Raw genomic sequence first — 19,592 nt, 5'->3', positions numbered from 1 at the left:
CGACGTCAGGCAGACTCGGCCGCCACCGCGGTGGGCGCCGGGCGTTCACCGATGTCCCCGTACACGCCCTGGACGTTCACCTGACCCTCGCTGAGCTGGTAGGTCAGGCCGACGATCGCCAGGCGGCCGGTACTGATCCGGTCGGCGATGATCCGGCTGCGCTGCATGAGCAGCTGCCCGGTCTCCACCACATGGCGGGCCTCGAACTCGTCGACTCGTGTCAGGCCCTCGCTACGGCCGGCGAGGATGCTGGGGGTGACCCGTTCCACGACGTCGCGGATGTAACCGCCGGGGATCTGGTTGTCGTCGAGCGCGTCGAGGGTGGCCTTCACCGCGCCGCAGCTGTCGTGTCCGAGGATCACGATGAGCGGCACCTGCAACACCTCGACGGCGTACTCGAGCGAACCGAGGACCGCCGAGTCGATGACCTGACCGGCCGTGCGGACGACGAACATGTCGCCGAGACCCTGGTCGAAGATGATCTCGGCCGCCAGCCGCGAGTCGGCGCAACCGAAGAGCGCGACGTGCGGATGCTGGCCCCCGGCGAGTCGCGCCCGGTCCTCGATACCCTGGCTGGGATGCCGAGATTCACCTGTCACAAATCGGTTGTTGCCGTCGCGCAGGATGCGCCAGGCCTGCCGTGGTGTCGTTGCGGTCATGCCCAATAGTGTGCCATCGGGCCATCTGCTCGGTTGGTTCGATATGCATGAACGGGATCTTCCGTGGCGTGACCCGTCGTGTAGCGGCTGGCAGATCCTCATCAGCGAGATCATGTTGCAGCAGACGCCGGTGTCCCGGGTGGTCGAACCCTGGCGGGAGTGGGTCCGGCGGTGGCCGGTCCCCTCGGCGATGGCGGTCGAACCGGCCGGGGAGGTCCTGCGGGCGTGGGGCAAGCTCGGCTACCCCCGACGCGCGCTCCGCCTTCACGAGTGCGCCAAGGTGCTGGCCGCCGACCACGGCGATCGGGTTCCCGAGGATGTCGAGACCATGCTGGGACTGCCCGGTATCGGGGACTACACCGCACGGGCGGTCGCCTGCTTCGCCTATGGACAGGCCGTGCCGGTGGTCGACACCAACGTCCGGCGGGTCATCGTCCGCGCGGTTCACGGGCGCGAACAACCGGCGAATCCGTCGCGGCGGGATCTCGCCGACGCGCAGGCGCTGCTCCCCCGGTCCGTCGACGGCACCTACGCCGCGTCGGCACCACGCTTCTCGGCGGCGCTGATGGAACTCGGCGCGCTCGTCTGCACGGCTCGAAACCCCAAGTGCGACAAGTGCCCTCTCGTCGACGGTTGCACCTGGGTCGGCCGCGGCCGGCCGGCGCACGCCGGACCGCCGCGCCGGGTGCAGAAGTTCGCCGGCACCGATCGTCAGGTGCGCGGGCTGCTCCTCGATGTCCTGCGCAACACGAGCGGCGCCGTCGACCGCGCCGCACTCGACGTCGTGTGGACCTCCGACACCGCCCAGCGTGACCGGGCCCTGGATTCGCTGCTCGTCGACGGACTCGTGGAGATCACCGCGAGCGGACGCTACTGCCTCGCCGGCGAGGCATAGTCCGCCGGGACTCCGCCGAACGGCACCGAGACGGCTGTACCGGAACTCCGCTCGAGCCGGCGATGACAGACCTCATAATCCGTGCCGGGTTCATTGACCAGTCGTTTGATCGTTCGGAGATAGTCTCCCACCACGCCCGGATCGTTGCTAATGTCCCGATCCATGAGTCAGCCGCCGTATCCCCCTGTCCCGCCGCCGGACCCGCAGCAACCGGGCGGCTTCCCCGGGCAGCAGCCGCCCCAATACGGGCAGCAGCCGCCGCAGTACGGGCAGCAGCCTCCTCAGCAACCGCCGTACGGCCAGCAGCCGCCGCCGCAGCCGCAGTACGGCCAGGCCCCGCCTCCGCCGCCTCCGGGCGGGCCGCAGTACGGTGACGCCGGGGCCTATCCCGGAGCCCCGGATCCCTACGGCGCGCCGGGAGATTCGGGCAAGATCGACGTGGGCACCGCGTTCTCGTGGGCCTTCGGCAAGTTCAAGAACAACGTCGGCGCGATGATCCTGCCGGGCCTCGCGGTGTTCCTGTTGGGCGCAGCACTCATCGCGGTGGGGTTCTCCGCGGTGTCGATCTTCGGCACCACCGAGACCGTCGACTACGGCAATGGCTTCTACTACGAGGAGACGTCGCTCGGCCTCGGCGGCGGCATCCTCCTCGGCCTGGTGTACCTCGTTTTCATCCTGGGCCTCCTCTACATCCAGGCGAGCATCATCTCGGGCGCGGTCCGGGTGGCCAACGGCGAACCGGTGACGGCGAAGTCGTTCCTGACCCCGATCCGCTTCGGGCCGGTCATCGGAACCGCGATCCTCGTCGGCCTCATCACGGGTATCGGCTACGCGCTGTGCATCATCCCGGGCATCATCGCGATGTTCTTCCTGATGTTCTCGGTGGTCGCGACCATCGACAAGAGTCTGTCGCCGATCAACGCGATGAAGGCGTCCTTCGAGTTGACCAAGTCGAAGGTCGGCGACTCGATCCTGACCCTGCTGGTCACCTACGCCATCAACCTCGTCGGTGTGCTCCTCTGCTACGTGGGACTCATCGTCGCGGCTCCGGTGGCCCAGTTGTTCCTGGTGCACTGCTGGCGCCGGCTCAACGGCGCGCCCATCGCGCCGGCCGACCCGGCCTGACGCCACCCGTTCCTTCTCGGGGCGTACACGATTCGTCGTGTACGCCCCGAATTACGTTGCGCAGCAGCCTCAGCGGTCGAGGCCGGACAGAAATGCCTCCACCGCACCGCGATAGACATGCGGCGCGTCGTCGTGGATCAGATGTCCGGCACCCGGCACGCGGAGGTATCGGGCGTGGTCGTTGACCGCGCACATCGTCCGCATCTGCCCCGGCGGGGTGACCCCGTGCTCGGCCTCGATCAGCAGCGCCGGCACGTCGACCGAACGCCATTGCGTCCAGAAGTCGCGTCGGCCCCATTCCTCGGCGATCGCGGTCCACAACGGAATCCGGCCGTGTAACCGGCCGTCGTCGAAGGCCTCGAAGAAGTAGCGGCCGGCCACCGGCCCGAACATCTCGACGGCTTCGGCCTCGGAGGCGAATCGGTCCGGCCAGGACTCGAACCACGGGGTCCAGCTCGTGGTGGTCCGGCCGCGGAAGTCGGGGGCCATGTCCTCGACGACCAGTGCCGCGACGAGTTCGGGGTACTCCGCCGCCGCGCACCAGGCGTGCAGGGCTCCCATCGAATGCCCGATGAGGACCGCAGGCCCGCGGTCGATCCAGGTGAGGACCTCGGCGAGGTCGGCGACGAACCGCTCCGTCGCGAGTTCGCCGCCGTCGCAGGGTTCTTCGGCGTCGGCGCCGGTGTGGAACGCGGCGTCGTAGGTGAACACCCGGCCGTACCGGCGCAGCCACGGGACCTGGCGGCGCCATGTCCGTCCGCGGCCCATCAGGCCGTGCAGCAACACGATGGGCGGCGCCGCGCGCTCGACTGTGGCCGACGATCCGTTCGCGTCGTCCGCGACTTCGGGACCACTGTGGTCGCGAAGTCCGGTCTCCTGCGGAACCTCACCGTCGAACATGCCAGAACTGTAGTCGCAGAACCGCAGTGCCACCGACGACCGGCACGGGGCCCGACCGCCGTGTCGTCGTTCCCCAGACGACCGGCCCCGCGCAGCGCCTATGGTGGACGCATGTCTGTTGTGAAGATCAATGCCATCTCCGTCCCCGAGGGCGCGGGCCCCGAACTGGAGAAGCGGTTCGCCAATCGCGCCCACTCGGTCGACGGGTCCAAGGGGTTCCTCGGATTCCAGTTGCTGCGTCCGGTCAAGGGTGACGACCGCTACTTCGTCGTCACCGAGTGGGAGTCCGAAGAGGACTTCCAGGCCTGGTCGGCGGGTCCGGCCCGCGAGGCGCACTCCGGTGAGCGCGCGAAGCCGGTCGCCTCGGGTGCGGATCTGCTCGAGTTCGAGGTCGTGCTCGACGCGCGACCCAAGTCCTGAGACGAGCACGCCCTGACCTCTGAACCGGCGGCGGGCGAAACGCTCGTCGCGCCCATGTTCCCGCTCGGCACCGCCCTGGTGCCGAGCGCGGAACTGCCGTTGCGCATCTTCGAGCCACGCTATCGGCAGATGCTGGACGACCATGCCGACACCTCGACCGACCCGCCCACGGTCAGATTCGGCGTGGTACTCATCGAGCGCGGTTCCGAGGTCGGCGGCGGCGAATCACGCTGCCGGGTCGGCACCTTGGCACACGCCGAGATCACCGGCCGGCTGCCGGACGGCCGCGCGGCGCTGACCGCAATCGGCCGTCGCCGGTTCCGGGTCGAGGAGTGGCTGCCCGACGATCCATATCCCCGCGCCCGCATCACGGTGTTGCCCGAACGGACCCCGAGCCGCTCCGATCTGGCCCGTCTGCGCGACCTCGCCGAACGACACCGCGAGCTGATCCGGCGAAAGTTCCGCGCCGCCGGCGAGGACCCCGAGCCGATCATCGCCGCCTTCGCGCTCATCGACTCCGATCCCCGGGCCGCAGACCTCTCGCCCATCCACCGGTGGGCGGCGCAGACGGCGGGACAACCGCATGACCAGCAACGACTCCTCGAGGCCGAGGACCCGTCCGACCAGATCGAGATCCTCCACGACGTGCTGCAGGGGATGGAGGCCCGGGTGGCCTTCGGCAGTTCCTGACGACCACCCCTGGCATCAGAGTTAGAACGTGTTCTAGTATTGCGTGTGCCGTAGTTCACACCTGTCCATCGGCGGCTGTCGGCCGCCCTCGCCCGGGCAGGGCCCCGTCCTCTGAGGAGCACACGCGTAATGACCGAGACCGTGGAGTCCCAACCCGCCACCCTCATCGGCGGGGGCGATCAACCCCAGTTGCTCATCGGCGGCCGATGGGCCGATCCCCATTCCACCGAGACCCTCGAGGTCCACTCCCCCGCCACCGGTGAGCGCGTCGGTTCGGTACCGCTCGCCGATGCCACCGACGTCGACGCCGCGGTCCGCGCGGCGCGCGCGGCCTTCGACTCCGGGGTCTGGAGTTCGACGCCGCCCGCACAGCGCGCCGACATCATCGCGAAGGTCGCTGATCTGATCGACGAGCGGGGCGACGAGATCACCGCGCTCGTGTCGGCCGAGATGGGCGCGCCGCCGAGCGCGATCAGCACCCTCCAACAGCTCCCCGGCACCGGTGTCCTGCGCGCCTACGCCAACGCGGCCCGTGACTATCAGTGGGAGGAATACCGCACCGGCCTGTTCGGCACCACCCGCATCACCCGCGAACCGGTGGGCGTCGTCGGCGCGATCTGTGCCTGGAACGTCCCGCTGTTCATCACCTGCAACAAGATGGGTGCCGCACTGGCCGCGGGCTGCTCGGTGGTGCTCAAACCCGCACCCGAGACCCCCATGACCGGCAACTACGTCGCGCAGCTGTTCATCGAGGCAGGCGTGCCCGCCGAGGCGATCTCGGTGGTCACCGGCGGCGCCGAGACCGGGCAGGCGCTCGTCGCGCATCCCGACGTCGACAAGATCACCTTCACCGGTTCGACCGCGGCCGGCAAGGCGATCGGCGCCGCCTGCGCCCAGACCCTCAAGCGGTGTTCGCTCGAGCTGGGCGGCAAGTCGGCCGCCATCGTCCTCGACGACGTCGACCTCGCCGCGAACGCTTTCATGCTGACGTTCCTCGGCCTGTTCAACACGGGCCAGGCATGCGTCGCGCAGACGCGAATTCTGGTGCCGCGCAGCCGACAGGACGAGATCGTGGCCGCGATGGTCGAGGCCGCGAAGGCGATGAAGGTCGGGCTGCCCTCCGATCCGGAGGCCCAGCTCGGACCGCTGATCACCGAGAACCAGCGGAACAAGGTCGAGGAGTACGTCGAACTCGGCAAGAAGGCCGGTGCCACCGCGGTTCTCGAAAGCGAGCGTCCCGAGGGACTCGACTCCGGCTACTTCCTCACCCCCACGATCTTCACCGGCGTCACCAACGACATGGCCATCGCGCAGGAGGAGATCTTCGGTCCCGTGCTGTCGGTCATCGCCTACGACGACGTCGACGAGGCCATCGCCATCGCCAACGACTCGAGCTACGGACTCGCCGGCACGGTGTGGACGAACGACGTCGAGCGCGGCATCGAGATCTCCACCAAGATCCGCACCGGCACCTTCGGGATCAATTGGTACGCCATCGATCCCGAGTCACCGTTCGGCGGTTACAAGAACTCGGGCATCGGCCGTGAGAACGGCCGAGAAGGTCTCGAGTCCTTCCTCGAGCACAAGTCGACGATGCTGCCGATGGGATACGAGGTGTCCACGGGTTAGCCCTCCCGCCTCTCACAGGGGGGAACCGGGGCCGGACGACGTGTACGTCCGGCCCCGGTTCTTGTTTCGTGCCCGCCCACAGGCAGAGAGCCGCTGACTATTGCTCCCTGAGGTGCGAGGAGCGATAGCGACGAGCCACGAAGGGCCTGGTGAGGCACGCTGCGGAGCCCTTCGTGGCTCGCTTCGCTCGCACCTCAGGGAGCAGAAAGGGGCCGGCCCGCCAATTCGAGGACCTCCACCGCACCGGTATCGGCCGGTGGCTGGTGCGTCACCACGACGACGATGCGGTCGGGCCCGAACAGGTCCCGCTCGATCCCCAGGAGGCGCCGCAACAGCTCGTCGGAGTCCGCCTCGTCGAGATGCTCGGTCGGTTCGTCGAGCAGGACGACCGGCGCGGGATGCAGCAGTGCGCGGGCGAGCAGCAGTCGCCGCCGCTGCCCGCCGCTCATCGCATCGGCCCCACCGGTGAGGACGGTGTCCAGACCGTCGGGAAGTGCTGCGGCCCAGCGCTGCAGCCCGGCGGCCGCCAGCGCGGTGTCGATCTCCTCGTCGGTGATGTCACCGCGGGCGACGCGCAGGTTCTCGCGGACCGACGTCGAGAAGATGTGCGCCTCCTCGGCGAAATAGCATCCCGCCGAACGTAACCCGACGATCGAACCGTCGCCGACGTCGACCGCCTCGACGTCCCCGGCCATCGGCGGCAACAACCCGGCGAGGGTGAGGAGCAGCGTCGACTTCCCCGCCCCGCTCGGGCCGGTGACCACCAGACGCGAACCAGGTCGCAGGTCGAGATCCACGCCCGCCGCGGGACCGAGGACCTCCCGATCCCGGTGTCCCCAGCGCAAGCCCGTGGTCCTCAGGCGCACCGGAGACCGATACACCTCGGCGTCGGTTACATCGACTGTTCCGTCGGCGTGCGCCCCGTCCACCAGCGCCATGAGCCGGGCCGCACTCTGTCGGCTCCGCTCGATCTGCAGCCCGGCCTCGGTGAGCGGCGCGGTGGATTCGAAGGCCGACAGCGGCAGCAGGACGAGCACACCGAGGATCATCGGCGTCAGTCCAGCCCCCGAACTCACCCCGGCGAGCGAACCCGAGGTCGCCGAGGCCAATTCGACGGCGATGACGCATGCCGCGATCAGCGACGCACCCAATGCCAGCGGAGTCGCCGCCGCGGCGGATGCCTGCCACCGGATACCCCGGTCCGTGGCGTCGAGATGGCGGCGATCCGCCGCTGCGGCCGCTGCCAGCGCGTGATGGCGTCTGCGTGCGACGACGAGTTCAGGCGCGTGCCACAGCGCCGTCGTGGCGGCCTCCGTGGCCTCGGACGCGGCCTGCGCGCCGTCGCGGATCGACCGGGCACCACCGCGTGCGGCCAGCCACGGCGCCACACCGCCGCTGACGGCCAGCGCGAGTGCGAGCACCACGGCCGCGGGCACCGAGACCAGCGCCATCACCACCACTGCCGCAAGCGATGTCGTGGCACCGATGCCGATCGGGATGAGGCCGCGGATGAGGGCGTTCCCGATCTCGTCGACGTCGTCACTGGTCCGGTTCAGCAGTTCACTCCGCCGCAGCGTGACCGAATAACCCGGTGCGCCCGACGCCAACGCCGTGTACACCCGTTGCCGCGCGGTGGCCATGGCCTGCAGAGCGAGATCGTGGGTCGCCAGCCGTTCCAGATAGCGGAACACACCGCGCGAGATACCCAGCGCCCGGACCGCGGTGATCGCGACCGACAGGTACAGCACCGGCGGCATCTGCCACGCACGGGTGATGAGCCAGGCCGACAGCGCCGCCAGGAAGAGGGCCGAGAGCGAGCCGCCGACACCGAGCGCGAGCGCGGTGAGCGCGGGACGCCGGCGCAGGCCGAGGAAGCCCAGGGCCCGGATCAACGGATCACCGCGCATGGTCCACCTCCTCGGCCGTGCCCGCGGCTGCTGTGCCGGTGGCCGCCGGGAAGTCCACCACCCGGTCCGCGTACTCGCGGGCGACTCCCCGGTGCGCCACCACGACGACGGTGTCCCCGGCCCGAGCGCGATCGCGGAGTGCGGCGAACACGTCGCGCTCGGACGCCTCGTCGAGGTGGGCGGTCGGTTCGTCGAGCAGCAGCAGCGGCGCCGGCGAGGCGAGGACTCGGGTCAGGGCGAGGCGTTGCCGTTGTCCCGCGGAGAGCCCGACCCCGCCGGTTCCCAGCACCGTGCCGAACCGGACCGGCAACTCGCCCAGGACCGCGGCGAAGCCTGTTGCCGTGGACACCGATTCGAAGGCGTCGCGGTCCAGCGCGCCGAGCAGCTCCAGGTTCTCGGCGACCGTGCCCGGCACGATCACCGGTTGCTGGGGCAGCCAGGCGATCTGTTCGTGCAGCGCCGCCGGATCGGCCTGGGCGACGGGGATGGACCCGATCAGCACCGATCCCGCGTCCGGAGCGAGCAGGCCCATCATCGCCGCCAGCATCGTCGACTTGCCCGACCCGTTCGGTCCGGCGAACACGGTCAGCGCCCCGGGTTCGATCGTCGTGCGGAGGCACTCCGGCGCCCATCCGTCGCGCCCGTGGATGCCGACGTCGAGCACGGTGATCGGTTCGCCGGCGACGCTGACCCCGCGATTCCCGGTGGCGGACGGCGCGGCCGCGTCAGACGGCCGTGTGATGAGCTCGAAGACCTGCTCGGCTGCGGTGAGGCCGTCGGTGGAATTGTGGAACTGCATGCCGACCCTACGCAGCGGCAGGTATGCCTCCGGCGCCAGGATCAACGCGAAAACGCCCGCGTACAACGACATCTCGCCATAGACCAGACGGAGACCGATCCCCACGGCGACCAGTGCGACGCAGAGCGTGGCCAGTAACTCGAGGACGGCGCCCGACAGGAACGCGACCCGCAGCGAACTCATCGTGCTGCGGCGGTGGGCTTCACCGAGTTCACCGACCCGAACCGCCGGGGCGCCGGCCCGGTTCAGTGCGCGCAACGTCGGCAAGCCGGCGATGAGGTCGAGGAGCTGGGCACTCAGCCGGCTCATCGTCGCCAGCTTGCGTGTGGTGCGATCGCGCGTCATCAGTCCGACGAGCACCATGAACAGCGGGATGAGGGGCAGGGTGACGAGGATGATGAGCGCCGACGGCCAGTCGGCGAACGCGATGACCACCGTGACCGTCGGCGTCAGAACCGCCGCGGCCACCAGGGCCGGTAGGTAGCCCGACAGATACGGCCCGAGGGCGTCCAGCCCGCGCAGGAGGACAGTGCTCGCGTGTTCGCGGATCGCCGTCAGCGATCGCGGCGACGTGCGGGCCGGATCGGTGAGGACATCGAGGGCCTCGGCACGCATCTCCGCGATCGCACGCTCGGCGGCGCGGTGCGCGTATCGGTCGTGTCCGTATGCCATCGCGGCCCGGGCCGCCATTGCTGCGGCCAACACGGTCAGGTGAACGCCCTGCGCGGCGAACGACCGCGCCCCGGGCGACACGATCAGTTCGGAGACGATCGACGCCACCATCGCGGCCACCACGATGATCGCGACCACCTCGGCCACCGCGAACGCCGCGGTGACCCCGACATACCGCCGCGTCGTCGGCGAATACCGCAGCAGCCGGGGGTCGAGCGGGGGCCGCGCGGTGCGTCTCACTTGCTCGGGATTCGCAACGACGGAAGTCCGGCCGGGTCCGGGATGTGCGCGACCGACAGTCGCTTTCGGAACACCCAGTAGGTCCAGGCCTGATAGCCCATCACCACCGGGGTGATGAGCACGGCCGCCCACGTCATGATCGTGAGGGTGTAATCGCTCGACGACGTGTTCTCGATGGTGAGGTTCCACTGCGGATTCAGGGTCGACGGAATCGTGTTCGGGAACAGCACGGCGAACAGCGTGGCGACCGTGCCGGCGATCGCGATGCAGGTGAACATGAATGCGTAACCCTCGCGGCGGATCTGGGTGGCGGCCACCATGCCCACCGCGGCGACGGCGGCGATGAGCACCGGGATCCAGGTCCACGAGCTGCCGTAGGCGAACTGGGTCCACAGCAGGAACACGGCGGCCACGATCAGTGTCGGCCAGGCCAGCCGGGCAGCGTAGCGAGCCGAATCCTCCTGCAGCACACCGGAGGTCTTCAGCGAGATGAACACCGCCCCGTGGGTGAGGAACGCGAGCAGGGTCGTGGCGCCGCCGAGCAGGGCATACGGGTTGAGGAGGTTGAAGAACCCACCCGTGTACTGGGCGTCGGCGTCGATCGGGAGCCCGCGCACGATGTTGGCGAACGCCACACCCCACAGGATCGCCGGAATCCACGAACCCAGCCCGATTCCGACGTCGCACCACACGCGCCAGCGGGGGTTGTTGATCTTGCCCCGCCACTCGATCGCGCAGACCCGGACGATGAGCCCGATGAGGATGAGGAACAGCGGTAGGTAGAACGCACTGAACATGGTTGCGTACCAACCGCCGAAGGCCGCGAACAACGCCGCACCCGCGGTGATGAGCCAGACCTCGTTGCCGTCCCAGACCGGGCCGATGGTGTTGAGGAGCGCGCGGCGCCGTTTGTCGGGGTCGGCTTCGGGATCGTCGGCGGCGACCTTGTCGTCGCCGCCGGTGTGACTCGAACCGAGGATCGGCATCAGCATGCCGACACCGAAATCGAAGCCCTCCAGTACGAAATACCCGACGAACAGGAACGCGATGACCAGGAACCAGATTTCTTCGAGACTCATGAGCACGCTCCTCTAGTACGCGAACGAGAGCTGTTTGGGTTCATCGGAATCGGACTCGTCGTCGTCGGTGTGGCCCGGCGGTCGCGCATCGTGTGCGGCCGGACCCTCGATGACATAGCGCCGCTGCAGCATGAACCACACGATGCCGAGGGCACCGTAGAGCAGCGTGAAACCGATCAGCGTGACGAGCACGGTGCTTGCCGAATGGTTGGACACACCGTTCTGCACCAGCATGCTGATCCGCAGCGGGTCGAGGTCGTCCTCCCAGTTGGGCGCCACGACCCACGGCTGGCGTCCCATCTCGGTGAAGATCCAGCCGGAACTGTTGGCCAGGAACGGCGTCGGGATCATCAACAGGGCGATGAAGCCGAAGCGTCTGGATTCGACCACCCGCTTACGGCGGGTGAACCACAGCCCGCCCAGGGCCACGACCACCGAGCCGAGCGCCCAGGTGATCATCGCCCGGAAGCCCCAGTAGGTCACGAACAGGTTGGGTGCGAAGTTCTGGTTCGCCGGCACGTTCGGCTGTCCGGCGAAGGCCCGGGTGTACTGCTCCTGTAGTTCCTCGACGCCCTGCAGCGTCGAATCGAAGTCGTGATTCGCGAGGAACGACAGCATCTTCGGGATCTCGATGACGTGTTCGATGTTCTCGCAGTTGTTCTGGCGGCCGATCGACAGAACCGAGAAACCCGGACCGGTCTCGGTCTCGCACAGCGACTCCGCGGACGCCATCTTCATCGGCTGCTGTTTGAACATGATCTGCGCCTGGATGTCCCCGGTGATGAACAGCGCGACACCGGAGACGATGGTGATCCACAACGCGAGTCTGGTGACCGGCCGCCAGAGGTCGCGGGCGTCCTTCTCGAGGTCCTCGGGTGTGGCGTCGACGTGGCTCGGCGAGGTGCTGTCCGGGATCTCGGCCGGGTCACCGGTGTCGGCGGCCTCGCGGATCTTCTTGGCCCGCCATGAGTTCCGCGCCATCCACCAGATGCCGATGGCCGCGACGAAGGTGCCGGCGGTGAGGAAGGCGCCGGCGATGACGTGCGGGAAGGCCGCCAGGGTGGTGTTGTTGGTGAGCACCGCGACGAAGTCGTTCATGGCAGGCCGGCCGCGTTCGTCATCCCATGCGACGCCGACGGGGTGCTGCATCCACGAGTTCGCGGCGATGATGAAGTACGCCGACGCGTTCACGCCGATGGCGGCCAACCAGATGCAGGCCAGGTGCACGCGGCGCGGCAGGCGGTCCCAGCCGAAGATCCAGAGCCCGATGAACGTCGATTCGAGGAAGAAGGCGACGAGACCCTCCAGGGCCAGTGGCGCGCCGAAGACATCGGCGACGAACCGGCTGTACTCGCTCCAGTTCATGCCGAACTGGAACTCCTGGACGATGCCGGTCGCGACACCGAGCGCGAAGTTGATCAGGAAGAGCTTGCCGAAGAACTTCGTGGCGCGCAGCCACTGCTCGTTGCCGGTGACATGCCACACCGTCTGCATCACCGCGATCATCGGCGCGAGGCCGATGGTCAGCGGCACCAGGATGAAGTGGTAGACGGTCGTGATCCCGAATTGCCATCTGGAGACGTCCAGAGCGTCCATATCGCCTCGAATCGAGTTGCCGGCCCCCGGGCTGCGGGGGCAAGGTCGAAACCTGCCGGGTACCTACTACTAGCGGTAGTAGTAGGTCGTAGGCGCGACGTTACGCCTGGTCACCGGGCCCTTACAAGCGCCAAAGGTCCCGCCGACCAGTTCGAAGCGGTGTCTTCCCTCTCACCCACGCGGGTGTGTGCCCCAGGCGGACGAGATCAGGTGGGGGTGACCGGGATCAATTGTCGTCCACCGAGATGGCCCGGTCGACCAGATCGGTGAACTTCGCGGCGTCCGCGGCGAGCGGCATCACGTGCCGGTTGAGATGGGTGACCCGCGCCGCGAGGGTCACGCTGCTCACCAGCCAGACCGAGTCGGCCGCCACCAGATCCTCGGGCCGTAGGACGTCGGTCTTGGTCGTCCAACCCTCCTGTTCCGCGACATCGAAAACCGCACGCACGGTGGTCGACTCGAGAATCCCGATCTCGGTCGGCGGTGTGACCAGGGTGTCGGAGTACACGGCGACGACCGTGGCTCGGGGCCCTTCGAGGACGGCGCCCTCGCTGCTGACGAAGATCACGTCGTCGAAGCCCTCGGCCGACGCGTGACGCAGGGCCGCCATGTTCGTGGCGTAGCTGAGGGTCTTCGCGCCGAGGAGCTGCCAGGGCGCCGTGGCGGCGAGGTCGATCGAGAAGCCGCGAGCGAGGGTGACCACCCGGACACCGTCCGCACGCGCCGCCGACACCCGGTCGGGCACCGCGTCGACGGTGACGTACGCGGTCGGCGCCGAACCGTGCTCGCGTCCGCGGGAGTAGACGAGCCGCAGCAGTGCCTCACCCGACGACCCGTGCTTCTCCGTCCACGCCTGCGTCGCGGTCTCGATCACCGCCCGCCACTCGTCGAGATCGGGCTTGTCGAGTTCCATCGCGGCCGCACTCCGGGCCAGTCGCTCGAGATGCAGTCGGACGCATCGCGCCCGGCCGCCGCGCACGAGAAGCGTCTCGAAGATGCCGTCACCGCGCACCGCGGCCAGGTCGTCGGCGTGGAGGAAGGGAGCGTCGGCATCGTGTCGGGTGCCGTCGAGGGAGACAAGGATCGAATCCGCCATGGATAGAAGGTTGTCATGCGTCGCAGCCCCGCGCCGAATCGACCCGTAGAATCGACGCGTGAGCCGCTCACCCATCCTGACCAGGCATTCCGAGGGCGGGGCGGTGCCCGGCCCCGGCGACCTCCTCTCCGCCGACACCGCGTGGCACTACGGCGACCCCCTCGGCGAACAACGAGCCGCACAACGTGGCGTGATCATCGTCGACAGGTCCGACCGCGCCGTTCTCGAGATCGCCGGCGCCGAACGCCTGACCTGGCTGCACACCATCAGCAGCCAGCACATCGCCACCCTCGCCGACCGGTCGAGCGCCGAAGACCTCTCTCTCGACCTCAACGGTCGTGTCGAAGAGCATTTCGTCCTCACCGACATCGACGGCGTGGCGTGGATCGACACCGAGGGTTCCCGCGGCGGACCGCTGCTCGACTTCCTGACCAAGATGGTGTTCTGGGCCAAGGCCGAACCCGCCGCGCGTGCGGACATGAAGGTCCTGACGCTGATCGGGCCCGGGGCCCTCGACGGTCCGGTCGCTGATCTCCTGGAGATCGGCGCGGACGCCGTCGTGTACCAGGCGGGCGGGTTGCCCGAGTCGCACCACGAGGACGAACCGCTCGGCTTCTGGCGGCGCATGCCCCCGCTCGGCGAGGACCGGGACCTGCCGGTCGTCGACCTCGTGGTGCCCGAGTACGTGCTGACCCGCTGGTGGGACACGCTGTCCGAGGCCGGCGCGCGAATGGCCGGCAGCTGGGCTTTCGAAGCCCTGCGCGTGGCCGCCCGCCGACCCCGGCTCGGCGCCGACACCGACGAACGCACGATCCCGCACGAGGTCGACTGGATCGGCGGTCCGGACGAGTTCGGCGCGGTCCACCTGGACAAGGGTTGCTACCGCGGCCAGGAGACCGTCGCCCGCGTACACAACCTCGGCAAGTCGCCTCGACGGCTGGTCCTGCTGCATCTGGACGGGAGCGTCGACGAGCGACCCGTCCCCGGCGACCCGGTCACCGTCGGCGGACGAACCGTCGGCCGGGTGGGCACGGTCGTCGACCACCATGAGTGGGGTCCCATCGCGCTGGCACTCGTCAAGCGCAACGTCGGCGCCGACGTGGAGTTGTCGGTCGGGGCCGAGTCCGCCGTCAGCGCGCGGATCGATCCGGATTCGATTCGCGACGACGATCGGGTCCAGGCGGGACGCGCGGCCGTGGAACGACTCCGCAGCGGTTCGGCGGCGCCGGGACGCAACGGTTGAGCACGGGTGTGGTGCTGGCCGTGTGCGCGGCCGGCGACGACGTGATCCTAGAGGGCATCGGCCCCTCCGCCATCGACAAGCGGCCCCGCAGAGGGCGCCTCGACGTCGACGAACTCGGTCTCGTCGACGACCACGTGGGTAACAAGCGACACCACGGCGGCGTCGATCAGGCGGTGTACGCCTACGCCGATCCCGAGGCGCGCCGATGGGCCGACGAGCTCGGACGTGAGCTTCCTTACGGATGGTTCGGGGAGAACCTGCGCATCGACGGGATGGCCGTCACCGATGCGGTCGTCGGGGAGCGATGGGAAGTCGGCACCGACGGGCTGGTTCTCGAGGTGACCATCCCTCGCGTCCCCTGCAAGACCTTCGCGGTGTGGGCGGGCGAGCCACGGTGGATGAAGCGGTTCCTGGCGCAGGCAGATTTCGGCACCTACCTGCGCGTTGTCCGCAACGGCACGGTGGCGCAGGGCGATCGGATCACCGTCGTTTACCGCCCCGGTCACGGTGTGCGATCACGTGATCTACTCGCCGGCGGTGACGTCGAGGCGATCCGGTCGTTGCTCGCGCAGGACGATCTACCCGCGAAGGTCCGCCGCGAGGCGACCAAGATGGTGAACAAGTCGCAAAGACGCGTCGGCGCGGCAACACAGGGTGGACAACACAAATCCTAGAGGCGCGCTAGACTGGTCCCCACGACAGAATTACTTCAAGAGAACGGGGCCGCCAATTGTTTGGCCGCCCCGTCATTGTGCGAGGGGGTCCCATATGGGCCGCGGCCGGGCAAAGGCAAAGCAGACGAAGGTTGCACGTCAGCTGAAGTACTCCACTCCGAACACCGACCTGGAAAGCTTGCAGCGTGAGCTCTCCGGACAGGGCGATCCGGTTGTAGAACGACCGGATCCGGTGGACGACTGGGTGGACGAAGAGGAGTGGCGACGCGCTTGACGCGCACACTCTTCGGGCGCTGATCTCTCGACGCCCGGGATCACCCCACATTTTCCCCGCATGAGCGGACCCGCGGCGACGCGGGACCATGACTTCGTACGCACCACCCGTTTCTGATGGGTGGTGCGTGCTCATGCGACCGTTCCGGGGTGATCCCGTCATGAACAGACACCGACGCCCGCCGAGGGAATCCCCTCCGGCGGGCGTCGGTGTTGTGTGTGCGGCTGCTCCCCCGCTCCAATGTCTCTGCGAGAGTTGCGGATTCACCGATCGCGCTAGAAGCGCGGGTGCTCCCCGAGCAGGGTGACGCGAGAGTCGTTGTCCGAGCGGTCACTCGCGCGCTTGACGGTGCCGAGGACCCAGTTGTCGACGTGCCGTGCCGTCAGCACGGCCTGCGCGCGGTCGGTGTCCTCCGGCGCGACGACCGCCACCATGCCGACGCCCATGTTGAAGGTGCGTTCCATCTCGAGCTGTTCGACCCGGCCGCGCTGACCGATGAGCGCGAAGATCGGGGCCGGCGTCCACGTGTTGCGCTCGAGCTCGGCCACGAGCCCGTTCGGGATCACGCGCGCGAGGTTCTCGGCGAGGCCGCCGCCGGTGATGTGCGCGAATGTACGCACGTCAGCCTCGGCGATCAGGGCCAGGCAGTCGCGGGCATAGATCCGGGTCGGCTCGAGCAGCTCCTCCCCGAGGGTGCGACCGAACTCCTCGACATGACCGAACAGGTCCATGTGACCCCACTCGAGCAGCACCTTGCGGGCGAGCGAATACCCGTTGGAGTGCAATCCCGACGACCCCATGCCGATGACGACGTCGCCGGCGCGGACGCGGTCCGGGGTGAGCACGTTGTCGGCTTCGACGACACCGACCGCGGTGGCGGACATGTCGTAGTGGTTGTCCTGCATCAGGCCGGGGTGTTCGGCGGTCTCGCCGCCGAGCAGGGCGCAACCGGCTTCGACGCAGCCGTCGGCGATGCCGGCGACGATCTGGGCCACCGTTTCGGGGACCACCTTGCCGACCGCGATGTAGTCCTGCAGGAACAGCGGCTCGGCGCCGCAGACGACCAGGTCGTCGACACACATCGCGACGAGATCGCGGCCGACGGTGTCGTGCTTGTCGATGGCCTGTGCAACGGCGAGCTTGGTGCCGACGCCGTCGCTGGCAGCGGCCAGGACCGGCTCCCGATAGTTGCCCTTGAGTGCGAACAGACCGGAGAAACCGCCGATCCCGCCGAGAACCTCCGGGCGAGACGCACGCTTGGCATGGGGCGCGATGAGTTCCACAGCCCGCTCACCGGCGTCGATGTCGACCCCGGCCGCCGCATACGACGCCGGTGTCGAGCTCCCGGCCGTCTCGTCGGCAGCAGCATCCCGCTCCGTCATCACCGCAGCACTCCCGTTCCAGAAAATCTCGGTCGAACGTTGTTTCCGGCGTGTTCGCCGACGGGTCATACGGTACCGGAGGGCCTACAGCACGAAATCAGGGCCGCATGACCGCGCTGACGTTGTCGTTCGGCTGGGTCAGCGGGTCCACCGAGCGGTCGCCGGCCGCGCTCGCCAGCATCTGTTCGAGGACCGCCTTGCCCATCGAGGTCTCCTTGGGCAGCTCGATCGGGTACTTGCCGTCGAAGCACGCAGCGCACAGGCTCGACGCGGCCTGCCCGGTGGAGTTGATCATCTCGTCGATGCTGATGTACCCCAGCGAATCGGCACCGATGGCCTGCCGGACCCCCTCGACCATTCCGGCCTCGGACTCCATGCCGTTGGCGATCAGTTCCGCCGGGGACGCGAAGTCGATCCCGTAGAAGCACGGCCACCGGACCGGGCTCGACGCGATGCGGACGTGCACCTCGGCGGCACCGGCCTCGCGCAGCATCCGGATGAGCGCGCGCTGGGTGTTGCCGCGCACGATCGAGTCGTCGACGACGACGAGCCGTTTGCCGCGGATCACCTCGCGTAACGGATTGAGCTTCAGGCGGATACCGAGCTGGCGGATCGTCTGCGACGGCTGGATGAAGGTACGGCCGACGTAGGCGTTCTTCATCAGTCCCTGGCCGTACGGAATCCCGGATTCCTGGGCGAACCCGACGGCCGCGGGCACGCCCGACTCCGGTACCGGGATGACCAGGTCACCGTCGGCGGGGTGTTCTTTGGCGAGTCGGCGACCGATCTCGACGCGGGTCGAATGCACCGAACGACCGTGGATGACCGAGTCGGGACGGGCGAGATAGACGTATTCGAAGACGCAGCCGCTGGGGGTCGGCTCGGCGAAGCGCGTGCTGCGCACGCCGTCGGCGTCGATGGCCAGGAGCTCGCCCGGCTCGATGTCGCGGACGAACGACGCACCCACGATGTCGAGGGCGGCGGTCTCCGAGGCGACGACCCAGCCGCGGTCGAGGCGGCCGAGTGACAGCGGGCGCACACCGTGCGGATCGCGCGCGGCGTAGAGCGTGTGCTCATCCATGAAGGTCAGGCAGAACGCGCCCTTGAGGGTGGGCAGCAGTTCCATCGCGGCCTGCTCGATCGAGCTGTCCGCGGCGCCGTGCGCGAGGAGCGCACCGACGACATCGGAGTCCGACGTCGCCGCCGAACTCTTGATCCCCTGCTCGCGTGCACGCGCCGCGAGGTCCGCGGTGTTGACCAGGTTGCCGTTGTGGCCCAGGGCGACGCCGGTCCCGGCGTCGGTGGTGCGGAAGATCGGCTGCGAGTTCTCCCAGGTCGTCGAGCCGGTGGTGGAGTACCGGCAGTGGCCGATCGCCACATGCCCGCTCATCGCACCCAGGGTCTGCTCGTCGAAGACCTGGCTGACGAGTCCGAGGTCCTTGAACACGACCACCTGGCTGCCGTCGCCGACGGCGATGCCCGCGGCTTCCTGGCCGCGGTGCTGCAGGGCGTAGAGGCCGTAGTAACTCAGCTTGGCGACGTCCTCGCCGGGCGCCCAGACACCGAAGACACCGCATTCCTCACGCGGTTCGTTCTCGAGATCGTCCAGCGGGGCCGGATTGATCGCACCCGAGCCGCGTGCGGAGCATCCGCCCGCCGGCGTCGTGGCAGCGAGCAGGTTCATGTGGGCGATCGAATGATCAGGCATCGACTAGCTCCCTGGGGCTGCGAATCGGTCCGTCGAGTGGGCTGGGAGACATGCGTGAGTTTACGGGTCGGTCGGCTCCCGATGCGAATCTTCCAGCGGTGTCGACCGGCGGGTCATTCCCGACGCCCCGGTCGAGTGATGCATCACACTCCTACTCCCGGTCGCCCGGCGGGCCGATCGGGATGAGCGGCAGCAGGTCGGCGATGAGTGCCGCGCGATGCCCGGACGCATCCACCAGGCCCGCGGCGAGGGCGTCGTCGTAGGTGAGGACACCGGTGACGAGGAGCAGCCAGGTCCGCGGCGCCATCTCGACGACGTTCGGCGGCGTTCCGCGGGTGTGACGGGGACCTTCGATGCACTGGACCGCGACGAACGGGGGCACCCGGACCTCGACCGAGTTCCCGGGGGCGAGCTGCTCGAGTGTCCGGGCCGATCGACGGACGGCGTCGGCGAGGGCGGCGCGTCCCGGGGTCGGCGCGGTCGGGTCGACGAGCCAGTCCGAGACGGCCAGCACCGCGGCCCGGACCTCGGCGGGGTCCACTCTCCTGCGTGGTGGCACCCCGCCATCTTCGCAAGAGGGTTCGCACCGATGCGGATCGGGCAG

18 protein-coding genes are annotated in these 19,592 nt (G+C 68.7%); 8 read left to right on the top strand and 10 right to left on the bottom strand.

All coding sequences use genetic code 11. The annotated features are described in order from the left end of the window. Nucleotides 1-5: 5 nt before the first annotated feature. Nucleotides 6-659 (bottom strand): carbonic anhydrase, encoded by a 654-nt coding sequence (locus tag LEL84_RS19575; protein WP_065629170.1) that lies wholly within the window; start codon nucleotides 657-659, stop codon nucleotides 6-8. Between LEL84_RS19575 and LEL84_RS19570 the strand changes: the two genes are divergently transcribed. Both LEL84_RS19570 and LEL84_RS19565 read left to right on the top strand, forming a co-directional pair. Further along, nucleotides 658-1,554: an A/G-specific adenine glycosylase gene (locus tag LEL84_RS19570; RefSeq protein ID WP_065629169.1), complete on the top strand. Its 897-nt coding sequence runs from the start codon at nucleotides 658-660 to the stop codon at nucleotides 1,552-1,554. The genes LEL84_RS19575 and LEL84_RS19570 overlap by 2 nt on opposite strands. 162 nt (nucleotides 1,555-1,716) lie before the next feature. Continuing rightward, on the top strand, nucleotides 1,717-2,679 hold the full coding sequence (locus tag LEL84_RS19565) for a hypothetical protein (RefSeq protein WP_065629168.1): 963 nt from the start codon (nucleotides 1,717-1,719) through the stop codon (nucleotides 2,677-2,679). Between the two features lie 69 nt (nucleotides 2,680-2,748). Here LEL84_RS19565 and LEL84_RS19560 read toward each other — a convergent pair whose 3' ends face one another. Beyond that, nucleotides 2,749-3,579: an alpha/beta fold hydrolase gene (locus LEL84_RS19560; protein WP_078113067.1), complete on the bottom strand. Its 831-nt coding sequence runs from the start codon at nucleotides 3,577-3,579 to the stop codon at nucleotides 2,749-2,751. Between the two features lie 111 nt (nucleotides 3,580-3,690). Here LEL84_RS19560 and LEL84_RS19555 point away from each other — a divergent pair, with 111 nt between their 5' ends. From LEL84_RS19555 to LEL84_RS19545, 3 genes are all read left to right on the top strand, one after another. After that, nucleotides 3,691-3,999, top strand: a complete 309-nt coding sequence (locus tag LEL84_RS19555) for an antibiotic biosynthesis monooxygenase family protein (RefSeq protein WP_035717146.1) — start codon at nucleotides 3,691-3,693, stop codon at nucleotides 3,997-3,999. A 54-nt stretch (nucleotides 4,000-4,053) separates the two neighbouring features. Further along, the gene (locus LEL84_RS19550) at nucleotides 4,054-4,689 is read left to right on the top strand and encodes an LON peptidase substrate-binding domain-containing protein (RefSeq protein WP_176455922.1); all 636 of its coding nucleotides are present in this window, start codon (nucleotides 4,054-4,056) and stop codon (nucleotides 4,687-4,689) included. Nucleotides 4,690-4,818: 129 nt separating this feature from the next. Then, entirely contained in the window at nucleotides 4,819-6,318 is a 1,500-nt protein-coding gene (locus LEL84_RS19545; protein WP_226512551.1) for an aldehyde dehydrogenase, read from the top strand. 194 nt (nucleotides 6,319-6,512) lie between these two features. On the opposite strand, the gene cydC is transcribed toward LEL84_RS19545, so the two are convergent. The 5 genes from cydC to LEL84_RS19520 all read right to left on the bottom strand — a co-directional run bounded on the left by cydC (nucleotide 6,513) and on the right by LEL84_RS19520 (nucleotide 13,707). Beyond that, a complete protein-coding gene (gene cydC, locus LEL84_RS19540; RefSeq protein ID WP_068972213.1) occupies nucleotides 6,513-8,225 on the bottom strand; it encodes a thiol reductant ABC exporter subunit CydC in 1,713 nt (570 codons plus the stop codon). Continuing rightward, on the bottom strand, nucleotides 8,215-9,936 hold the full coding sequence (gene cydD / locus LEL84_RS19535) for a thiol reductant ABC exporter subunit CydD (protein ID WP_226512550.1): 1,722 nt from the start codon (nucleotides 9,934-9,936) through the stop codon (nucleotides 8,215-8,217). The genes cydC and cydD overlap by 11 nt, the downstream gene beginning before the upstream one ends. Further along, nucleotides 9,933-11,015 (bottom strand): cytochrome d ubiquinol oxidase subunit II, encoded by a 1,083-nt coding sequence (cydB, locus tag LEL84_RS19530; RefSeq protein WP_065629163.1) that lies wholly within the window; start codon nucleotides 11,013-11,015, stop codon nucleotides 9,933-9,935. Before cydB ends, cydD begins: the two co-directional genes overlap by 4 nt. A gap of 12 nt (nucleotides 11,016-11,027) precedes the next feature. Beyond that, on the bottom strand, nucleotides 11,028-12,611 hold the full coding sequence (locus tag LEL84_RS19525; protein ID WP_226512549.1) for a cytochrome ubiquinol oxidase subunit I: 1,584 nt from the start codon (nucleotides 12,609-12,611) through the stop codon (nucleotides 11,028-11,030). A 226-nt stretch (nucleotides 12,612-12,837) separates the two neighbouring features. Further along, nucleotides 12,838-13,707, bottom strand: a complete 870-nt coding sequence (locus LEL84_RS19520) for an aminodeoxychorismate lyase (RefSeq protein ID WP_226512548.1) — start codon at nucleotides 13,705-13,707, stop codon at nucleotides 12,838-12,840. A gap of 58 nt (nucleotides 13,708-13,765) precedes the next feature. On the opposite strand from LEL84_RS19520, the gene LEL84_RS19515 reads away from it, so the two are divergent. The 3 genes from LEL84_RS19515 (at nucleotide 13,766) to LEL84_RS19505 (ending at nucleotide 15,898) form a co-directional block, all read left to right on the top strand. Then, nucleotides 13,766-14,950 carry a YgfZ/GcvT domain-containing protein gene (locus tag LEL84_RS19515; RefSeq protein WP_165630551.1) on the top strand — a complete coding sequence of 395 codons (1,185 nt, stop codon included), beginning with the start codon at nucleotides 13,766-13,768 and terminating at the stop codon, nucleotides 14,948-14,950. Continuing rightward, on the top strand, nucleotides 14,947-15,624 hold the full coding sequence (locus LEL84_RS19510) for an MOSC domain-containing protein (RefSeq protein WP_226512547.1): 678 nt from the start codon (nucleotides 14,947-14,949) through the stop codon (nucleotides 15,622-15,624). Before LEL84_RS19515 ends, LEL84_RS19510 begins: the two co-directional genes overlap by 4 nt. Nucleotides 15,625-15,718: 94 nt before the next feature. Further along, nucleotides 15,719-15,898 carry a DUF3073 domain-containing protein gene (locus tag LEL84_RS19505; protein WP_010842099.1) on the top strand — a complete coding sequence of 60 codons (180 nt, stop codon included), beginning with the start codon at nucleotides 15,719-15,721 and terminating at the stop codon, nucleotides 15,896-15,898. Between the two features lie 275 nt (nucleotides 15,899-16,173). Here LEL84_RS19505 and purM read toward each other — a convergent pair whose 3' ends face one another. The 3 genes from purM to LEL84_RS19490 all read right to left on the bottom strand — a co-directional run bounded on the left by purM (nucleotide 16,174) and on the right by LEL84_RS19490 (nucleotide 19,547). Then, nucleotides 16,174-17,280 carry a phosphoribosylformylglycinamidine cyclo-ligase gene (gene purM, locus LEL84_RS19500; RefSeq protein WP_065629158.1) on the bottom strand — a complete coding sequence of 369 codons (1,107 nt, stop codon included), beginning with the start codon at nucleotides 17,278-17,280 and terminating at the stop codon, nucleotides 16,174-16,176. 97 nt (nucleotides 17,281-17,377) lie between these two features. Continuing rightward, nucleotides 17,378-18,988: an amidophosphoribosyltransferase gene (purF, locus tag LEL84_RS19495; protein WP_065629157.1), complete on the bottom strand. Its 1,611-nt coding sequence runs from the start codon at nucleotides 18,986-18,988 to the stop codon at nucleotides 17,378-17,380. 151 nt (nucleotides 18,989-19,139) lie between these two features. Further along, complete coding sequence (locus LEL84_RS19490) at nucleotides 19,140-19,547, bottom strand: sterol carrier family protein (protein WP_226512546.1); 408 nt, start codon at nucleotides 19,545-19,547, stop codon at nucleotides 19,140-19,142. Between the last annotated feature and the right edge of the window lie 45 nt (nucleotides 19,548-19,592).

Origin of the sequence: Gordonia sp. WA4-43 (genome assembly GCF_020520305.1) — a bacterium.
GTDB classification, from domain to species: domain Bacteria; phylum Actinomycetota; class Actinomycetes; order Mycobacteriales; family Mycobacteriaceae; genus Gordonia; species Gordonia hongkongensis.
Note: the sequence above shows the minus strand (reverse complement) of the source record. Positions and strands in the feature narration are given on the sequence as shown.

Coding starts and splice junctions, on each gene's coding strand:
- LEL84_RS19570 (WP_065629169.1), top strand. CDS start 658: ATGCCCAATAGTGTGCCATCGGGCCATCTGCTCGGTTGGTTCGATATG.
- LEL84_RS19575 (WP_065629170.1), bottom strand. CDS start 659: ATGACCGCAACGACACCACGGCAGGCCTGGCGCATCCTGCGCGACGGC.
- LEL84_RS19565 (WP_065629168.1), top strand. CDS start 1,717: ATGAGTCAGCCGCCGTATCCCCCTGTCCCGCCGCCGGACCCGCAGCAA.
- LEL84_RS19560 (WP_078113067.1), bottom strand. CDS start 3,579: ATGTTCGACGGTGAGGTTCCGCAGGAGACCGGACTTCGCGACCACAGT.
- LEL84_RS19555 (WP_035717146.1), top strand. CDS start 3,691: ATGTCTGTTGTGAAGATCAATGCCATCTCCGTCCCCGAGGGCGCGGGC.
- LEL84_RS19550 (WP_176455922.1), top strand. CDS start 4,054: ATGTTCCCGCTCGGCACCGCCCTGGTGCCGAGCGCGGAACTGCCGTTG.
- LEL84_RS19545 (WP_226512551.1), top strand. CDS start 4,819: ATGACCGAGACCGTGGAGTCCCAACCCGCCACCCTCATCGGCGGGGGC.
- cydC (WP_068972213.1), bottom strand. CDS start 8,225: ATGCGCGGTGATCCGTTGATCCGGGCCCTGGGCTTCCTCGGCCTGCGC.
- cydB (WP_065629163.1), bottom strand. CDS start 11,015: ATGAGTCTCGAAGAAATCTGGTTCCTGGTCATCGCGTTCCTGTTCGTC.
- LEL84_RS19525 (WP_226512549.1), bottom strand. CDS start 12,611: ATGGACGCTCTGGACGTCTCCAGATGGCAATTCGGGATCACGACCGTC.
- LEL84_RS19520 (WP_226512548.1), bottom strand. CDS start 13,707: ATGGCGGATTCGATCCTTGTCTCCCTCGACGGCACCCGACACGATGCC.
- LEL84_RS19505 (WP_010842099.1), top strand. CDS start 15,719: ATGGGCCGCGGCCGGGCAAAGGCAAAGCAGACGAAGGTTGCACGTCAG.
- purM (WP_065629158.1), bottom strand. CDS start 17,280: ATGACGGAGCGGGATGCTGCTGCCGACGAGACGGCCGGGAGCTCGACA.
- purF (WP_065629157.1), bottom strand. CDS start 18,988: ATGCCTGATCATTCGATCGCCCACATGAACCTGCTCGCTGCCACGACG.